We start from the raw sequence: 17,174 nt of genomic DNA, 5'->3' as shown, positions 1-17,174 counted from the left end.
TAATAAAGCGGTTACTTTATTTCTATCAGACCCATCTGGAATAATCAACCCCATTATCTAAGAAGTCCTGATTCTATTATATTTTTGTGAACAAACAGAATTGAGAATTGCCACAAAACACATATTCGCTTACACTTGGTACGTATATCATTTTGTCCAGTTTGTTAAGAAGGTGAATGTAAAATGAATAAAGCTTTGAAAGCGCTCGGCGTGCTGACGACGTTCGTTATGCTCGTCGTGCTGATCGGCGGCGCTCTTGTCACAAAAACAGGATCGGGTCTCGGATGCGGAAGGCAGTGGCCGCTTTGCCACGGCCGGTTTTTCCCGGAGCTTAACGCCGCTTCTATCATTGAATGGAGCCACAGACTCGCAAGCGGTGTCTCAATCGTTCTCGTGCTGAGTCTCGCTTTTTGGGCATGGAGAAAAGTCACGCCTGTTTTCCGTGAAACAACCTTTCTCGCCATTATGTCCATTATCTTTTTATTTTTACAGGCGCTTCTCGGCGCATTAGCGGTTGTTTTCGGATCAAATGCGCTCGTTATGGCGCTTCATTTCGGCATATCGCTGATTTCTTTCGCTTCTGTTCTGATTTTGACGCTTCTCATATTTGAAGCTGATAAATCAGACAAAAAGCTCGTCAAGCCGCTCAGAATCGGCAGAAAAATGCAGTTTCATATGATCGGCCTTTCGATTTACACGTATATCGTCGTTTATACGGGGGCTTATGTGCGCCATACGAAATCAAGCCTTGCCTGCCCTGACGTTCCGCTTTGCAGCAGGCTGAATCACGGGCTTCCGTCCCATTTTCAGGAATGGGTGCAGATGGGCCACAGAACGGCAGCGCTGCTTCTGTTCGTATGGATTCTTGTCGCTTTTGCGCATGCGGTGCGCTCCTACAAAGACCAAAAACAGATTCTTGGGGGCTGGATAGCGGCTCTTGCCTTTGTTGTATTACAGGCGCTGTCCGGAATCATGGTTGTTTATTCAGAAATGGCCACCGGCTTTGCACTTGCCCATTCGCTCTTTATTGCCGGCCTGTTCGGCGTCTTATGCTATTTCTTATTATTAATCGCCCGCTTCCGCTATGAATCAAAACAGCGGAACATCTGAGGCACACGAAAAGGCCGAAGCATCAGAGCTTCGGCCTTTTCACATATAAAAAACCTGATCGCACACGGGGGCGGATCAGGTTTTTTTAGGTTCATTTTTTACGCTTTTTCAATTTCGATCAGTAAATCGCCTGTCTGAATCGGTTCACCGTTTTTCACATGAATCTGCTGTATCGTCCCGGAGAACGGCGCCTGTACCGTCGTCTCCATTTTCATCGCTTCATTAATCATCAGATGATCGCCTTTATTCACCTTTGCCCCGGTTTCCGTTAACAATTTAATGACGGTTCCCGGCATGGATGCCGCAATGTGGCTTGGGTTTGTCCGATCTGCTTTTAATTTTTCCTGTACGGACGATTTAATGCTTTCATCTTTAATGACCACCTCGCGCGGCTGGCCGTTCAATTCGAAATAAACGACACGTGTCGCATCTGGCTGCGGTTCACCGATAGATACAAGCTTCACGATCAGCGTTTTTCCGCGCTCGATTTCCACTTCGATTTCTTCACCGAGTGTCATGCCATAGAAGAAAGTCGGTGTGTCCAATACGGAAATATCACCGAAGCGTTCCGCCGTTTTAACATATTCAGTAAACACCTTCGGATAAAGAGCATACGCGATTGCGTCCTGATCACTCAATTCCATCTGATGCGTTTCTTTCCATTCTTCTTTAATACCTTCAAAAGATACCGGTTCAAGCAGCTCACCCGGTCTTACCGTGATCGGCGTCTGTCCTTTCAGAACGAGCTTTTGCAGTTTTTCCGGAAATCCGCCGTGCGGCTGGCCGATCTGCCCTTTAAAGAGCTCAACGACTGAATCCGGAAAATCAAGCGTTTCGCCTTTATCATAAACATCTTGTTCTGTTAAATTGTTTTGCACCATGTAAAGCGCCATATCTCCGACGACTTTGGAAGAAGGTGTTACTTTCACGACGTCGCCGAACATGCGGTTGACGACGCTGTACATATCTTTCACCTCATTCCAGCGATCACCGAGGCCGACTCCTTTTGCCTGCTGCTGCAGATTACTGTACTGGCCGCCCGGCATTTCATGATTATAAATCTCAGTATGCGGAGACTTCATCCCGCTTTCAAATTCACTGTAATACTGACGGACGGATTCCCAGTATTGCGACAGTCTTTCCACCTGCCGGACATCCATTTCAGGACGGCGGCTGTTTCCTTCAAGGGCATGATAAAATCCGCTTGCGCTCGGCTGTGAAGTCAGACCCGCCATTGAGCTGACGGCGACATCCACGATGTCCACACCCGCTTCAACAGCTTTGGCATAGAGAAAGACGCCATTGCCGCTCGTATCATGCGTGTGAAGATGAACGGGAATATCAATCGTTTCCTTCAGCGCTGAGACAAGTTCGTATGCGGCTTGAGGTTTCAAAAGACCGGCCATGTCTTTAATGCCGAGAATGTGGGCACCAGACGCCTCAAGCTCTTTCGCCATAGAAAGATAATATTGCAAATCATATTTCGTCCGGGTCTTATCAAGAATATCTCCCGTGTAACAAATCGCAGCCTCCGCCACTTTTCCGGTTTCACGGACGGCATCGATGGCCAGCGTCATCCCTTTTACCCAGTTCAGGCTGTCAAAGATCCGGAATACGTCAATACCTGACTCCGCTGACTGCCGGACAAATTTTTGGATGACATTGTCCGGATAGTTTGTATAACCGACGGCATTTGATGAACGAAGCAGCATCTGGAACAATGTGTTCGGCACTTCCTTGCGAAGATCTTCAAGGCGTTTCCAAGGGTCTTCTTTTAAGAAACGGTACGCTACATCAAATGTCGCGCCTCCCCACATTTCAAGGCTGAACAGTTCAGGCCACAGGGCAGCCGTAGGATTCGCGATTTTTTTCAAATCATTGGATCTGATCCGGGTTGCAAGCAGGGACTGATGGGCATCCCTGAACGTTGTATCGGTCAGGAGCACGGATTTTTGCTCTTTCACCCAGTCAGCAAGCCCCTCAGCGCCTCTTTCATCAAGGATCTGTTTCGTACCGCTTGCCGGCTTTTCCCCGATACCTAACGTAACGGTCTGAGGCTTATCAAATGCAGGTTTTTCTTTTTTCCCGATTCCCGGAAAACCGTTCACCGTGACATTGCCGATATAGGAAAGCATTTTTGTTCCGCGGTCCTTCTGTTTTGGGAAAACAAACAGCTCAGGCGTTGTGTCGATAAACGATGTGTCGTATTGGCCCGTCAGGAATTTTTCATGCTTTGCCACGTTTTCAAGAAACGGAATATTGGTCTTAATGCCCCTGATCCTGAATTCCTGCAGGTTGCGGACCATTTTCGCTGATGCCTGTTCAAACGTCAGCGCCCATGTCGACAGCTTGACAAGCAGTGAATCATAATAAGGCGTGATGACGGCGCCCTGGAAGCTGTTTCCCGTATCAAGGCGGACGCCGAAGCCGCCGCCTGAGCGGTAAGCCATAATTTTACCCGTGTCAGGCATAAAGTCATTCAGCGGATCTTCAGTGGTCACACGTGATTGTATCGCATACCCGTTTGTAAAAATGTCTTTCTGCTCAGGGATATTGACGGCACGGCTGTGCATTCCGTGGCCCTGCGCGACGAGGATTTGCGTCTGAACGATATCAACCCCCGTTATCATTTCCGTAATCGTATGCTCCACCTGCACGCGCGGGTTCACTTCAATAAAGTAAAATTCACCGCCCGCTACGAGAAATTCCACGGTCCCTGCGTTGATATAGCCGACATTTTTCGCAAGCGCCACAGCCGCTTCACAGATTTCGTCCCTTAATTCAGGCTGCAAAGATACACTCGGCGCCACCTCAATGACCTTTTGATGGCGTCTCTGAACGGAACAGTCCCGCTCATACAGATGGACGACATTGCCTTCATTATCTCCGATCACCTGAACTTCAATATGCTTAGGATTTTCGATCAGTTTTTCAACATACACTTCATCGTTTCCGAATGCGGCTTTCGCTTCTGATTTGGCCCGCTCAAACGATTCTTTCAATTCGCTTTCGCTTCGGACGATTCTCATTCCGCGCCCTCCGCCTCCGAGCGATGCTTTAATAATAAACGGAAATCCATGGACTTTTGCGAATTGTTCGACATCTTTTAATGTTTCAGCCGGTCCGTCACTCCCCGGAATAACGGGGATGCCGGCTTTTTCTGCCTGCTCCCTCGCCTTTACCTTATCTCCGAACATATCCAAATGCGCTGACGTCGGTCCGATAAATACGATGCCCTCTTCTTCACAGCGTCTCGCAAATTGGATATTTTCAGAGAGAAATCCGTAGCCCGGATGAATGGCATCTACGCCGTTTCTTTTTGCGATCTCAATAATCCCTTCAATATCAAGATACGCGTCAATCGGTTTTTTGCCTTCTCCCACTAGATAAGCTTCATCCGCTTTATAGCGATGATAGGAGCCCGAATCTTCTTTTGAATAAACGGCTACCGTTCTGATGTTCAATTCTGTGCACGCCCGGAAAATCCGGATCGCAATTTCTCCCCTGTTTGCTACTAACACTTTTTGGATGGATTGTTGTGACAAACTTTTCTCCCCCTTGGCCTAATAAATATGTAGTTTATAATAAAGGAATATCCGTCCTGTGTATACACTTGTTTTTTAGAGATACACAGATTTTTCCGTCTGCCGTCTTTTTACCCCCTTAGACGGAACGGGCTCCCTCTTTTTCTTCTTTTCTGAGTACTTGACATGCATGCTGACATTCACCAATATACCGGCGCTCGTTAATAACAAAAACATTGATGAGCCCCCGTAGCTGATAAACGGCAGCGGAACACCTGTGATCGGAATTAAACCGCTGACACCGCCGAGATTGATAAAGGTCTGTATCGCAATCATGCTGGATATCCCGATTGCCAAAAGGCTCCCGAACGGATCTTCACATTTTCTCGCAATATAAAAACCTTTTAACACGACAAAAGCCAGCAGCACAATGACAAACAGGACGCCGAAAATGCCGAGCTCCTCTGAAATAACCGCCATAATAAAGTCTGTATGCGATTCAGGCAGATAACCGTATTTTTGAATGCCTTCTCCAAGACCGAGACCGAAAAAACCGCCTGAGCCGATCGCATAATACGAATTTATAATCTGCAGGCCTGATGTGCTGGCGTATTTAAATGGATTTTCAAGGCTTTCAAACCGGCTCATACGCCCGGGTGTCAAAATATCGTCCCATTTCAGATAGATGATCGGGCTGACAAGGAGCAATACGATTCCCGCCATGAGCACCAGCCTGAGCAGGGTCCTTCCGCTGAATCCCGAACACATAATGACGCAAAACGCGATCAGACCGATAATCATCGCCGTTCCGAAGTCGGGCTGAATGGCGATAAGCGCACAAATAACTACGGTGACGATCACCGGCGGAGCAACCCCCGTCAAAAGCTGATCGATGTAGCTTTGTTTCTTTGCGTATACCGCGGCAAGGTACAGTATCAGGGTCAGCTTGACAAATTCCCCCGGCTGAATGGCCATTCCGCCAATTTTAAACCAGCTTTGCGCGTTTCCGGCAACATGTCCGAAAACAAACAGCGCGCAAAGCGCAGCCACTGACGCAAGCAGTATGAATTTCTGGATCTTTTGATGGGCGAACACTTTGTACGGAAAAACGGCTGCGATGATAAACAGCACAAACCCCGCGATGACGGCGAACAGCTGCCGTTTAAAGAAATAGTCGCTGCTCACGCCGTAACGCATAACGGCGGTAATCATGCTTGAGCTGTATACCATTACCAATCCGAAACTGCACAGCAGAATGATAGCGCATATCAATGAATAATCGTAAGATTTTAACATTCTTTTAAACATAACATCCTCTTTCCTGCTTAAAGCTTACGTTTAATACCTATTGCGTATTATATTTTACTATAATTCATAAACATTTTACGCAGTTTCTTTATAGTTTTTCGGATGAAATGCAGATTAAGAGACCGTCTTACGAAAAGAAGATGCAAAAAAACGGTTTACGGTTATAAAAAAACCCAAACCGTTGAATAGTTTGAGTTTGATCATTTATTTTCCTGTAAACGCGTCATGCAAAGCAGACAGTTCTCTTTCAAGTCTGTCCAGCAGCTCTTTGCCGTCGTTTTCGTCAACTAATCCCAGGCGGACAGCAAAATCGATTTCCCTCGACAGTCCGAACATCTGAGTATCCAAGACCTCTTCATACAGAGGACATTGAGGCATCGTTAAGTTATCCATTTGTACTCGGATCAGCTTCAAAATCTTCTCAGCATCTAACTTCAACAGCTCGAATGCTTTCTGCTGATGGTCAACTATAATCTCTGAAGCCAAAAGTATCCCTCCGTTCCCCAGGCGAGTACCTAATTCTTCTATTTATCATAAAGGGTATCAGATGAAATTGCAAGAGGATTTAAGCAGATGTTATGATAAAAAATGTTTCAAAAAATACTCAGCCTGTATTTCTCAGACATGATTTCCAAAAGCTTCACACCCGCGATGCTGTTGCCTTTTTCATCAAGCGCCGGGCCGAATATACCGATTCCGAAGTTGTACGGCGAAATGCCCATGATTCCTCCCGAAACGCCGCTTTTAGCGGGAATGCCGACCTTAATCGCGAATTCCCCGCTCGCATTGTACATGCCGCATGTCACCATAAACGTCTTGCAGATTCTCGCCACATCTTTTTTAATGACCTGCTCCCCGGTTTCCGGATGCTTGCCGTCAAGGGCGAATACGCAGCCGATTTTGGCTAAGTCCAGACTGCTCATCTTAATCGCGCACTGTTTTGTATACAGATCCATGACCTCTTCTACATCGCCTTCAAAAATGTCATACTGCTTCATGTAATAACACATGGCCCGATTAATCATGGATGAACTGAATTCCGATTCCGCGACATGTCTGCAATATGTAATGTCCTGATTATTCGCAAGTCTTCTGATGAATCCGAGCAGGTAATCCAGGCGGTCTTTCGGCGAATGCCCTTTAATGAAACCCGTAACGACGAGAGCGCCCGCATTAATCATCGGATTTAAAGGCTTGCCCGGATTCACTGTTTCAAGCTTAATCATGGAATTAAACGGGTCGCCGGTCGGCTCCTGACCCACGCAGCTGAACACCTTTTCCTTTCCGTAATCCATCAGTACGAGCGCCAGAGAAAGCACTTTCGAAATGCTCTGCAGCGTAAATGTCCGGTCGGCGTCTCCTGCCGTCAGACATGTATTTTCCGCATGATAAATTGTGACCGAAAGGCTGTCTTGTTCAGATTCAGCCAGAGCCGGAATATAGTCTGCCACTTTGCCTTCTTCGGTCCTTTTTTTCGCTTCTTGAACTAATGCGTCCAGCTCTTGGTAATGCCGGCATACCATGTCGATCATCCTCACTTCGCTGCCGTTGTATACATCTAATTTGCGACGCAAAGTGACAATTCATGCGAAAACTTTTATACTTTAAGTAAAGGGGGGCTTCACCATGAGCGTTATTCAAGTAAAAGGCAATGTTACATACCCGATTACAATTGATCCGAGTGTCTGGATTTTCGATGACCGCAAGTTTCCGTTTGAAAAAAATCAGCCCGTTCATCCGGACGGCTCTGCAGAAACCCAGGAGCATACGCTTGATCCGGAACGGGTGATCAGAGAAGGGCGCATTTCGCCGCCGACTTTAAAAAGCGAAAAACGTTATGAAAAAGAAAGACTGATGAACGGCAGCTTCGCCATGAAGCTCGGCGCTGTTTTAGCAAATGCCGAGCCGAAAGAAAGCGCTGTCCTGTGCGCATTTATTTCAAAATCAGAAAGAACCGAAGTGCCGCTCGAAAAGGCGATGGACGCAATCGCGCATTTCAGCGATGCGGGGAAACCCCTTCAAGCCGGCGGCCCGGTCCATTTTTACGTGGACGGCGACTTTGAGAAACCGATAACGGGCGTCACAGAAATCGAAGTTTTATAACAAATCGGCGGCAAGCTGTGCAAGGCCGGATCTCTCACCTTTCACAAGCTTCACGCTGCCGGAGACGGTTTGTTCTTTAAACCGTTCTACAACATAAGCAAGTCCGTTGTTTAAACTGTCTAAGTATGGGTGATCTATTTGCTCCGGATCGCCCATCAGGACAATTTTGCTGCCCTCTCCCACCCGAGTCAAAAGCGTTTTGACCTCGTGCCTCGTCAAATTCTGAGCCTCATCAATAATAATAAACTGATCCGGAATGCTTCTTCCCCGAATGTATGTCAGCGCCTCCACCTGAATCGATCCGATTCCTGCCAAAATCGCTTCAAGTTCACCCGGCTTTTTCGCATTGAATAAAAATTCAAGATTATCAAAGATCGGCTGCATCCACGGCTTGAGCTTTTCCTCTTTTTCGCCCGGCAAATATCCGATATCCTTTCCCACCGGGACGATGGGACGCGCGACGATCAGTTTTTTATAAATACCGAGATCCTCCGTCTGCAGAAGCCCTGCCGCGAGAGCAAGCAAGGTTTTTCCCGTTCCCGCTTTTCCGATCAGGGTGACAAGCGGGATATCTTCCCTCAGCAGGAGTTCAAGCGCCATTGTCTGCTGGACGTTCTTCGGCCTGATACCCCATACGTGCTCATCATCGAAAACGAGTCTTTTTACGGTCTCGCCTTTCTTATCTGTCATGCCGACCGCAGACGAAGATCCTCCTAATTCATCTTTCATCAGCACAAATTGATTCGGATAAACCTGATGTTGCTGAAGCTCCTTGACTGAAATTTGTTTGTCTCTATAAAACGAGGCAAACCGCTCTTTATTCATAAATATATCTTTGTACCCGCTATATATTTCATCATGGTCAACGACTCTGTCGTTTAAAAAGTCCTCCGCCAAAAGCCCGATGGCATCCGCCTTTACCCTGACAAGCACATCTTTGCTGACCAGGATGACGAGGCGGCCGTTTTCTTTCGTCTCCTCCTCAAGGCTTAAATTTTTTGCCACCGCCAAAATTCGGTTATCATTCGTTTTTTCGATAAAAATTTCTTGGAGCTGGTGAAATGACCGGTGGTTCAGTTCAATTCTGAGCGTTCCTCCGCTTTCAAGCGGAACTTTCTCGTGCAGCCTTCCTTTCTCCCTGAGCCCGTCTATCAGCTTAGATACGTGCCTCGCATTCCTCCCGACCTCGTCCATATACCGCTTTTTTGAATCGACCTCTTCCAGCACGACGGCGGGGATGACAACTTCGTTTTCTTCAAAGGAAAAAATGGCGTTAGGATCCTGCAAAAGTACATTCGTATCTAACACATAAATTTTACTCAAGTCTCAGCCTCCTGAAATAAGGATCAAAGCCCATCGTGTGCTTCTCTTTCCGCGAATAACGGGGATGCCTGCTAAAATATATGATTTGGTGAATAAAGATAGAAGGTTAATTCAACAATAAAATAAATGAAAGCATTCAAGGAGGAAATCTGACGTGCGAATTCTTTTCATTATCATACAAGCCTTTTTTATCCTTACCGGCTGCACTGCTGTACAGGACGGCCGCGGCCGCAATATTCAGAACGAATCAGCCGATCAGCGCGATGCAAAACCGATCCATGTGAAAAATACGGCTCCTGAGACAGCTGAAAATCCCGGCCGGACAGACATCGCTAAGCATCTCGTCGAGGTAACCGAAAAAATCCCCGGCATTTCAGATGCCACTGCGGTTGTACTCGGAAGATACTCCGTTGTCGGTATCGATGTGGATGACAATTTAGAAAGAAGCAAAGTGGAGAGCATTAAATACACGGTTGCCCAGGCGTTAAAAAACGATCCTTACGGCGCCAATGCCGTTGTCGTGGCTGATCCTGATACGGTTTCCCGTCTGAGAGGCATGGGCAGCGACATTAAGGCCGGCCGCCCCGTTTCAGGCATTTTGGACGAACTTGCCGCCATCGTCGGCCGTGTCATGCCGGAAGTCCCGAATGATGTGACCGACAATGAAAAAGAATCACCGACTCAATCGAATGATGATCAGCTGAACCAAAGAGACCAGAACAAGCTGCAGAACGAACAGAACGATCAATCGGATCATCATATGAAAAACCGCCGGTAAAAAGCAGCGCCCGCTCCAAAGGAAGGGCGCTGCTTTCTTTCCCTTTGGCAGGAGGGGCATCCATGATATAATGCTTGTCATAGTGAAAGAGGTGAAAATCAATGAGAGTAAAATGTTCCATTTGCGACAAAATCGAACAAATTGATGATGAAACACTGACAGCCAAACGCCTCCGCAATCGTCCGATTCATACATATATGTGCCGGGAATGCCATGACCGAATCAAAGTCAAAACGGAGGCGCGGCTGAATACCGGACACTTTTCCTTTCATCCCGGACAAAAAGCGAAAAAAGATAAACTGAAAAAATAAACCGAATAAAAAATGACCCGCCGGAAGGCAAGGTCATTTTTTTATTGCGGTTTAGCTGACTGGCTTTTTTTGGACTGGTGCAGACGGATTTTGTAAATGATCAAAATCAAGGCGGCGACAACAAGCCCTTCTCCGACCGGCAGAAACACACCGAAAAAAGTCAGCACGGTGCAGCCGAGCACGAGAAAGAGATAAACTGCCGCAGCCTTCAACACCGGCAGCCGTTTGGCAAAGCCGAGTTTAAATACAATCACCGAAAGCACGACGATCGTTCCGTATAACAGCCACATTCCCGTCAGCGGATGCTCATCCACTTGGTAAAGAGCCGCAAAGAACGACAGTCGTTCACTTACTTCATTCAAAAAGATCCCCCTCCCCTTTTCCGTTCGGGTTCTACCTTTTCAAATTCTGCAAGTGATTAAGACATTCCTGCTGTTTTTTTCTTTTTCGCCGCTTTTTCACGTTCGTTTTTATTCAGGATTTTCTTTCTTAAACGGATGGATTCCGGCGTTACTTCACAGTATTCATCTTCGTTTAAGTACTCGAGTGATTCTTCAAGCGACATAATGCGCGCTTTCTTAATCGTAGTCGTTTGATCCTTCGTAGCGGAACGGACGTTTGTCTGCTGTTTCATTTTGCTGACATTGACGACAAGGTCATTGTCACGGTTATGTTCACCGACAATCATGCCTTCATATACTTCTGTTCCGGGCTCAACGAAGATGACGCCACGGTCTTCAATACCTTGAATTCCGTAAGATGTCGCTTTTCCGTTTTCCATGGAAACGAGCACACCCTGACGTCGGCCTCCGACTTGGCCTTTTTGCATCGGCTGATAGCTGTCAAACGTGTGGTTCAGAATACCGAAACCGCGTGTCAGTGACAGAAACTCAGTAGAATAGCCGATGAGTCCACGTGAAGGTACGGTAAAGATCAGGCGGACCTGGCCGTTTCCGTTATTAATCATATCAAGCATTTCGCCTTTTCTCGCACCCATTGATTCCATAACAGAACCGGTATGCTCTTCAGGCACGTCAATCTGCACGCGCTCAACAGGCTCGCAGCTTACGCCGTCGATTTCCTTAATGATAACTTCAGGTTTAGACACTTGAAGCTCATAGCCTTCACGGCGCATGTTTTCAATTAAAATGGACAGGTGAAGCTCACCGCGTCCTGAAACAACCCATGCGTCAGGTGATGCAGTCGGTTCGACACGAAGACTGACGTCTGTTTGAAGCTGCGCGTTCAGACGCTCTTCAATTTTGCGGGCTGTGACATATTTGCCTTCACGGCCTGCAAACGGGCTGTTGTTTACGACAAATGTCATTTGAAGCGTAGGCTCATCAATGCGCAGAACCGGCAGCGGCTCATGGTGGTCAGCCGGACAAACCGTTTCACCGACATTGATGTCTTCCATGCCCGAAACGGCAACGAGGTCTCCCGCTCTCGCTTCTTCAATTTCCACGCGTTTCAATCCTTGGAAACCGAAGATTTTCGTTACGCGGAATGATTTTACCGTTCCGTCAAGTTTCATCAATGAAACCTGCTGACCCACTTTCATCGTGCCGCGGAAAACGCGTCCGATACCGATACGGCCGACATAATCATTGTAATCAAGCAGCGCCACTTGGAATTGAAGAGGCTCTTCGGCGTTATCTACCGGGGCAGGGACATGTTCAAGAATCGTTTCATACAGTGATTCCATATTTTCGTCCTGCTTTTTCGGATCCAGACTTGCCGTTCCGTTAATCGCAGAAGCGTAGACGACAGGGAACTCAAGCTGTTGTTCGTTTGCGTCAAGCTCGATGAACAAATCAAGCACTTCATCAATGACTTCTTCCGGGCGGGCGAAATCACGGTCGATTTTGTTTACGACGACAACCGGATTTAAGTTCTGCTCAAGCGCTTTTTTCAGTACGAAACGGGTTTGCGGCATGCAGCCTTCATATGCGTCAACGACTAACAGAACACCGTCAACCATTTTCATAATCCGTTCTACCTCTCCGCCGAAGTCGGCGTGTCCCGGAGTGTCCAAAATATTAATGCGTGTATCTTTATAGTTAATCGCAGTATTTTTCGCAAGAATTGTAATACCGCGTTCACGTTCAAGATCGTTTGAATCCATTGCGCGTTCGGCAATATTTTCGTTGGCACGGAATGTTCCGGCTTGGTGAAGCAATTGGTCTACCAAAGTCGTTTTCCCATGGTCAACGTGGGCAATAATCGCGATGTTGCGAAGATCGTTTCGAAGTTTCACATTTTCATCTCCTAAAAAAATTAGATAACTTTCATATTATACCACACATCCTCTTTAAAAGCGTTACGTTTTTCTGTAAACTGAAAGTATGACGTTAAAGGGGATGGAAATATGAAAAAATTGAATTGGCTCTTATTATTATTTGCATTCGCAGCAGTCTTCAGCATGATGCTGATCGGCGTATCAATCGCTGAGAAAAGCGCATGGGGCATCATCGGAAGCATTGTTCTCGTTATCGCCATGATGGGAAGCGGTTTCACTGTAAAGAAAAAAATGCGCGAACAGGGACTGCTTGATTAAAAGCATGACCCTTTGCAAAATTCCGTAAACATGGAAAGAAAATATCTAATGAAGCCTGAATCAAAGATTCAGGCTTTTTTACATCCTCAAAACAGGCTGAGATGTAAGGCTTATCTCCCCCGCCGCCTAGTCAGGAAGCCGGAAATGACAGCTCCCATTCTAGTTACATCAGCAGATTCCCTCAGAATATGCAGTCTGAAATAGTCCGGCATCGTTATGCAGAAAATACCATACCTCCTATTTCAATTCCATCATTGTCTTTTTATACTTGTGGCTGTAAGCAAATACACATGACAAGGAGAGAACGAAATGAAAACATCTTTTTTGAAGAAAACCGCTGTAACTGCCGCCGCAACCGCCTCAGCCGCCTTGCTTGCATTCAGTCCGCTTGATTCTGCCGGCGCAAAAACGATTCAAGCAAATGAACCGCATGCCCTGCAGGCTTCCGCAGAGAAAACACCGGAAGACGCGGCAAAACTCATTGACATCATCAGCCAATCGATTTACGAAAAAGACGGTGTCTATTATTTTGACGGTGAAAAAGCGGTTGAATTGGGATTAGATCAAGAACAAGCCCAGATCATTCAAAAGCTGTGGGACAGTTCAACCGAATTTTTAACCGTACTTTCCCAATGTATTGAGAAAACGGACGGCGAATATACATTTAATAAAGAAAAAGCGGTGGAGCTCGGCTTTACGGAAAAAGAGGCCCTTATCGTTGATCAGCTGTTCACCGCTTTTTCCCAAAGTCTTCATATCCTTCAATCTGCGCTGATTGAAGAAGACGGTGTGTATACATTTGATCAGGAACTTGCTGAAAAAGCAGGAGCAGGAAAAAAAGAAGCAAAGCTGTGTGCCGGATTCTTTAATTCACTGCCCCAGGAATTGCTTGAAGGCATTTATACAGCCTTTCATCCGGCTGAGTAAACGGATTAGAACGCCCGGTCATTCAGCCGGGCGTTTTTTTAAATCAGCAGTTTAAGGACCAGCATGATAAGAAATACAGCGCCGAACAAACAGGCTGCTTTTATCAGCAGCTTTCCGTAATACCGTTCCTTAAACCGCCTTTCTTCTTCTGCATAACAGGCTGGCGCCTTCATCTCAGGGCTGCCGAGGTCAAGCGGCTCCTTCATCATATGATATAAACTCCCGCACTTACCGCATGATTCAAGATGGCGGGAAATAAACCGCTCCGTTTCTGTTTCACAATCGCCTTCAATATATAAAGGGAGTAAATCTCTCACTAAACAGCAAGTCATATCTGTCCGTCCTTCCTTTTTTCCCCAAAGTGCTGTTTCAGCTGCATTCTCGCCCTGTACAGGGTGCTCTTCACCTTCGAAAGACTCCAGTCCAAAACATCAGCAATCTCTTCGTAAGACAGCTCTTGAAATTCCCTTAAAATTAAAACGGTCTGCTGATCGCTTTTCAGACGCTGAATCTGCCCGGTCAGCGCATTCTGAGTGTCTGTCCGGGCGACGTAATGCTCCGGCAGTTCATATGTTGTTTGCTGAAGCCCTTCATTCAGGGTGATATCTGAAAATTGATATTTTCTATCACGTCTGTACCAATTGATGAAGGTATGATGCGCAATTGCATAGAGCCACGTTCTGATAGACGAATGGCCCTTAAACGAATCAAGCCCGTTAAATGCTTTCATAAATGTATCCTGAGCGAGGTCTTTAGCGGTCTCAGCATGATGTGTGCGTCTGTAAAGGTAATACATAATATCTTGATAATGTTCACGATACAGCTGTTCAATTGACATCTTGTTTTTCATTTAAAAATAAAACCACACTGTCATCCAGATTGAGAGCACAATGAAGAATCCGTACAATCCATACGTCAGGCATTTCATGTATTTAATCTGGCGGATATCGCCGGACGGCGCATTCAAACCATGTTCATACTGCCCTTTTCTGTTTTCCGCCTCAGCTCCGAATAAATGCTCATGTTCTTTCATCCACTGGAGCGTGCCGCCTTCAAGTTCCCCCTCCTTATATAGGTCGTATAAATCGAAGAAGACAGCCTTTTTTTCTTTATTGTTCATAAAGGTTCACCGCCTCGTAAGTATCCGCGTTCACTACATATGCGTCATGACGGTTTGAACCGAACGGCTGAATAATGACGAGCCATGCGTTATATGTTACGCCGTCTTTCACCGCTATGACAGGCTTCACCCGCTTTTTGTAAATGGTGCCGTTATAAGCTGCCGCCACTTTGTTGAAGGCTGTTTGTCCGTCTCTGTATGTATGCGGGAATGTTTTGGCACTTACCTGTCCGTAGAATGAGGCCTCTTTCATGCCTTCTTCATTCCGGAGCGTATAAACGAATGTGCCTTCAGAGTTTTCAAAAACGAGATTGCCTTCCGATTTATCAATTTGTCTAAGCTTTGAAGTATCCGCGTCCAGCAATGAAAAAAGCTTCTTCTGAAGTTCTGTTTTTGTTAAAACGGTGCTGTCAGGTGAGACTCTGATTTTCATAAGACGTCCGGATACTGCATCAAATATCAGCTCCGTTCCGTTATTCGCAGTTACGGTCAAACTGCTGCCGATCAGGCTGTTTATATCTGTATTTGTGATTTCAAATGTCTGATCAGGCATTTGAAGCGTACGAAAGGCGGCTTTTGATGCTTTCACTATGTCTTTTTCCGTCATATGCACCTGCGGCAGTGACTCAAGCTGATAAATAGACGGGTCTTCTGAAAAACCCATAATGGTGTCTTTTTCCCAGTAAAATACTGTGCCCGAATCTTCGTGTTTCGTCCCTTGTGTTTTCGGCGCAATCTCCACGACAAACTGTCCGTTTTCTTTTCTCACTGTTGTCTGAATGCCTTGTGTTTTTATTTTTCGGCCGTGTGCCGACAAGAAATCCAGCGACTTTTTCCGGTATTCCTCTTCTGTTAAAGTGCGGCCTTCCGGTTTTTTAAGATATTGGTAATTTGTAATCAATCGGGAAACCTCGTCCACTTCCGCTTCATAATCTTTCGTTTTAAAACGGTAAAAGTAATGGAGATCCTGATTGGTTTCTGTTAAATAAATCGGATTCTCTGCCGGAAAAAATGATGTAAGGATCCGTTCCGCTTGGTCTGAAGTGATATGTCCACCAACATCCTCAACAGTATCTTCAGCCATTGGCTTTGAAACCGCAAAAGCGGCATCTCCCGCATTGTATACCGGATTCAAAAAGACAATAAAACCAGCGGCCGTTGCTCCCGCAAGAAAGCTTTTCGTCCGCTGTCTGATCCTGTCTGACCGATGAAATAAATGATGGGTCATCAGAAAACCGGCCATCGTTAAATACACCGTAAATGGGAGAAGTCTGCCGTAATCTTTTGTTACACCTGCCGAGGGCGCAGCGAGCACCCACACCAACAGCCCGATGACTCCAACATAAAACACTCCGATAAAAACAGGTCTCGGTTTCCAATACATTTTAAAGAATAAAACATTCATAGAAATCAGCAGAAGTAAAACAATCGTAATAAAACATAGCATCGAAACTATATCCTCCCCCGCCATCGCATCGGGACTGATATTCCAGAAAGTGAAAAAGCTGAAGATCAGCTGAATGACGGGCAGTGTCACCACAGCGAGATCAAACGTATAAAACATGCCCTTTCCCCTCTGCTCCCGCGTCATGAGCATATAGTGAAACGCGGTGAGCAGCACATACCCATACATTAAGAGATGAACGATCGGAAGAAGCTCTCTTTCTTCCGATATCAAATAGTGCGCGCTAAAGTAAGTACTCTGCACCTGATGAACCAATTCAACTGTTATGCCCGCTAATAATACGGCCCTGAGCAGAATTCCTGAATAAAACCAAACTCTCTCACGGCTGATTTTCGGATGAAAAGTCAGCGCGTATAAAACAGCAAGGCAGACGGCTGACCACTGAATGATCAACACGCTCTGTCTGCTTAAAATGAAATACCTGTCGAAATGCTGAATAAAATGACTGAAAATCTCTGACATCTGAAACAATCCTTTTCGTTTATTAAGGCCTCACCCATTTAGACAAACGGCTATAAAAAAAGTTTTACAGATCGGAACATTTTTCCCCTATCATTTTTCCCGACTTCATTTGTCATTTTTTTCAGAATAAATCGCATCATTCGACTCATGTCTGATTCAACACGTGCCTCTCGGCTTATCCCCCGA

General features: G+C 46.1%; 17 protein-coding genes. 6 read left to right on the top strand and 11 right to left on the bottom strand.

From position 1 onward, the window contains the following. The first annotated feature begins 183 nt into the window (after positions 1 to 183). Positions 184 to 1,110 carry a heme A synthase CtaA gene (gene ctaA, locus G9F50_RS04015; protein WP_007611205.1) on the top strand — a complete coding sequence of 309 codons (927 nt, stop codon included), beginning with the start codon at positions 184 to 186 and terminating at the stop codon, positions 1,108 to 1,110. Between the two features lie 98 nt (positions 1,111 to 1,208). On the opposite strand, the gene pyc is transcribed toward ctaA, so the two are convergent. From pyc to glsA, 4 genes are all read right to left on the bottom strand, one after another. Then, the gene (pyc, locus tag G9F50_RS04010) at positions 1,209 to 4,655 is read right to left on the bottom strand and encodes a pyruvate carboxylase (protein ID WP_060561728.1); all 3,447 of its coding nucleotides are present in this window, start codon (positions 4,653 to 4,655) and stop codon (positions 1,209 to 1,211) included. Positions 4,656 to 4,730: 75 nt separating this feature from the next. Beyond that, the gene (locus G9F50_RS04005; RefSeq protein ID WP_053104324.1) at positions 4,731 to 5,942 is read right to left on the bottom strand and encodes an FtsW/RodA/SpoVE family cell cycle protein; all 1,212 of its coding nucleotides are present in this window, start codon (positions 5,940 to 5,942) and stop codon (positions 4,731 to 4,733) included. A 204-nt stretch (positions 5,943 to 6,146) separates the two neighbouring features. After that, the gene (locus G9F50_RS04000) at positions 6,147 to 6,428 is read right to left on the bottom strand and encodes an Fpa/YlaN family protein (RefSeq protein WP_003154494.1); all 282 of its coding nucleotides are present in this window, start codon (positions 6,426 to 6,428) and stop codon (positions 6,147 to 6,149) included. Between the two features lie 107 nt (positions 6,429 to 6,535). Continuing rightward, positions 6,536 to 7,465: a glutaminase A gene (glsA, locus tag G9F50_RS03995; protein WP_012117487.1), complete on the bottom strand. Its 930-nt coding sequence runs from the start codon at positions 7,463 to 7,465 to the stop codon at positions 6,536 to 6,538. A 103-nt stretch (positions 7,466 to 7,568) separates the two neighbouring features. On the opposite strand from glsA, the gene G9F50_RS03990 reads away from it, so the two are divergent. After that, the gene (locus tag G9F50_RS03990) at positions 7,569 to 8,045 is read left to right on the top strand and encodes a hypothetical protein (protein WP_060561729.1); all 477 of its coding nucleotides are present in this window, start codon (positions 7,569 to 7,571) and stop codon (positions 8,043 to 8,045) included. Here the strand turns inward: G9F50_RS03990 and G9F50_RS03985 are convergent. After that, complete coding sequence (locus G9F50_RS03985; protein WP_015239795.1) at positions 8,040 to 9,368, bottom strand: PhoH family protein; 1,329 nt, start codon at positions 9,366 to 9,368, stop codon at positions 8,040 to 8,042. The genes G9F50_RS03990 and G9F50_RS03985 overlap by 6 nt on opposite strands. Positions 9,369 to 9,522: 154 nt before the next feature. Between G9F50_RS03985 and G9F50_RS03980 the strand changes: the two genes are divergently transcribed. Both G9F50_RS03980 and G9F50_RS03975 read left to right on the top strand, forming a co-directional pair. Beyond that, entirely contained in the window at positions 9,523 to 10,146 is a 624-nt protein-coding gene (locus tag G9F50_RS03980) for a YhcN/YlaJ family sporulation lipoprotein (protein WP_060561730.1), read from the top strand. A gap of 101 nt (positions 10,147 to 10,247) precedes the next feature. Next, positions 10,248 to 10,457, top strand: coding sequence for a YlaI family protein (locus G9F50_RS03975; protein WP_007409677.1), 210 nt, complete (start codon positions 10,248 to 10,250; stop codon positions 10,455 to 10,457). 41 nt (positions 10,458 to 10,498) lie between these two features. On the opposite strand, the gene G9F50_RS03970 is transcribed toward G9F50_RS03975, so the two are convergent. After that, complete coding sequence (locus G9F50_RS03970; protein ID WP_015239793.1) at positions 10,499 to 10,819, bottom strand: YlaH-like family protein; 321 nt, start codon at positions 10,817 to 10,819, stop codon at positions 10,499 to 10,501. Positions 10,820 to 10,875: 56 nt separating this feature from the next. Then, positions 10,876 to 12,714 (bottom strand): translational GTPase TypA, encoded by a 1,839-nt coding sequence (typA, locus tag G9F50_RS03965; protein WP_007409675.1) that lies wholly within the window; start codon positions 12,712 to 12,714, stop codon positions 10,876 to 10,878. 111 nt (positions 12,715 to 12,825) lie between these two features. Between typA and G9F50_RS03960 the strand changes: the two genes are divergently transcribed. Then, a complete protein-coding gene (locus tag G9F50_RS03960) occupies positions 12,826 to 13,014 on the top strand; it encodes a YlaF family protein (protein WP_003154504.1) in 189 nt (62 codons plus the stop codon). 309 nt (positions 13,015 to 13,323) lie between these two features. Further along, positions 13,324 to 13,941 (top strand): hypothetical protein, encoded by a 618-nt coding sequence (locus tag G9F50_RS03955; protein ID WP_038463860.1) that lies wholly within the window; start codon positions 13,324 to 13,326, stop codon positions 13,939 to 13,941. 38 nt (positions 13,942 to 13,979) lie between these two features. Here the strand turns inward: G9F50_RS03955 and G9F50_RS03950 are convergent, their stop codons facing one another. Genes G9F50_RS03950 through G9F50_RS03935 form a run of 4 tightly spaced genes read right to left on the bottom strand, consistent with a single transcriptional unit; the run spans position 13,980 to position 16,988 of the window. Beyond that, positions 13,980 to 14,273 carry an anti-sigma factor family protein gene (locus tag G9F50_RS03950; protein ID WP_025284687.1) on the bottom strand — a complete coding sequence of 98 codons (294 nt, stop codon included), beginning with the start codon at positions 14,271 to 14,273 and terminating at the stop codon, positions 13,980 to 13,982. After that, entirely contained in the window at positions 14,270 to 14,791 is a 522-nt protein-coding gene (locus G9F50_RS03945; RefSeq protein WP_060561731.1) for a sigma-70 family RNA polymerase sigma factor, read from the bottom strand. Before G9F50_RS03945 ends, G9F50_RS03950 begins: the two co-directional genes overlap by 4 nt. Continuing rightward, the gene (locus tag G9F50_RS03940; protein WP_007611185.1) at positions 14,792 to 15,061 is read right to left on the bottom strand and encodes a hypothetical protein; all 270 of its coding nucleotides are present in this window, start codon (positions 15,059 to 15,061) and stop codon (positions 14,792 to 14,794) included. Beyond that, positions 15,051 to 16,988: a hypothetical protein gene (locus G9F50_RS03935; RefSeq protein WP_060561732.1), complete on the bottom strand. Its 1,938-nt coding sequence runs from the start codon at positions 16,986 to 16,988 to the stop codon at positions 15,051 to 15,053. Before G9F50_RS03935 ends, G9F50_RS03940 begins: the two co-directional genes overlap by 11 nt. Positions 16,989 to 17,174: the final 186 nt, after the last annotated feature.

Origin of the sequence: Bacillus sp. EKM206B, from assembly GCF_011066015.1 — a bacterium.
Classification (GTDB): domain Bacteria; phylum Bacillota; class Bacilli; order Bacillales; family Bacillaceae; genus Bacillus; species Bacillus velezensis.
This window is presented reverse-complemented; position numbering and strand designations above follow the sequence as displayed.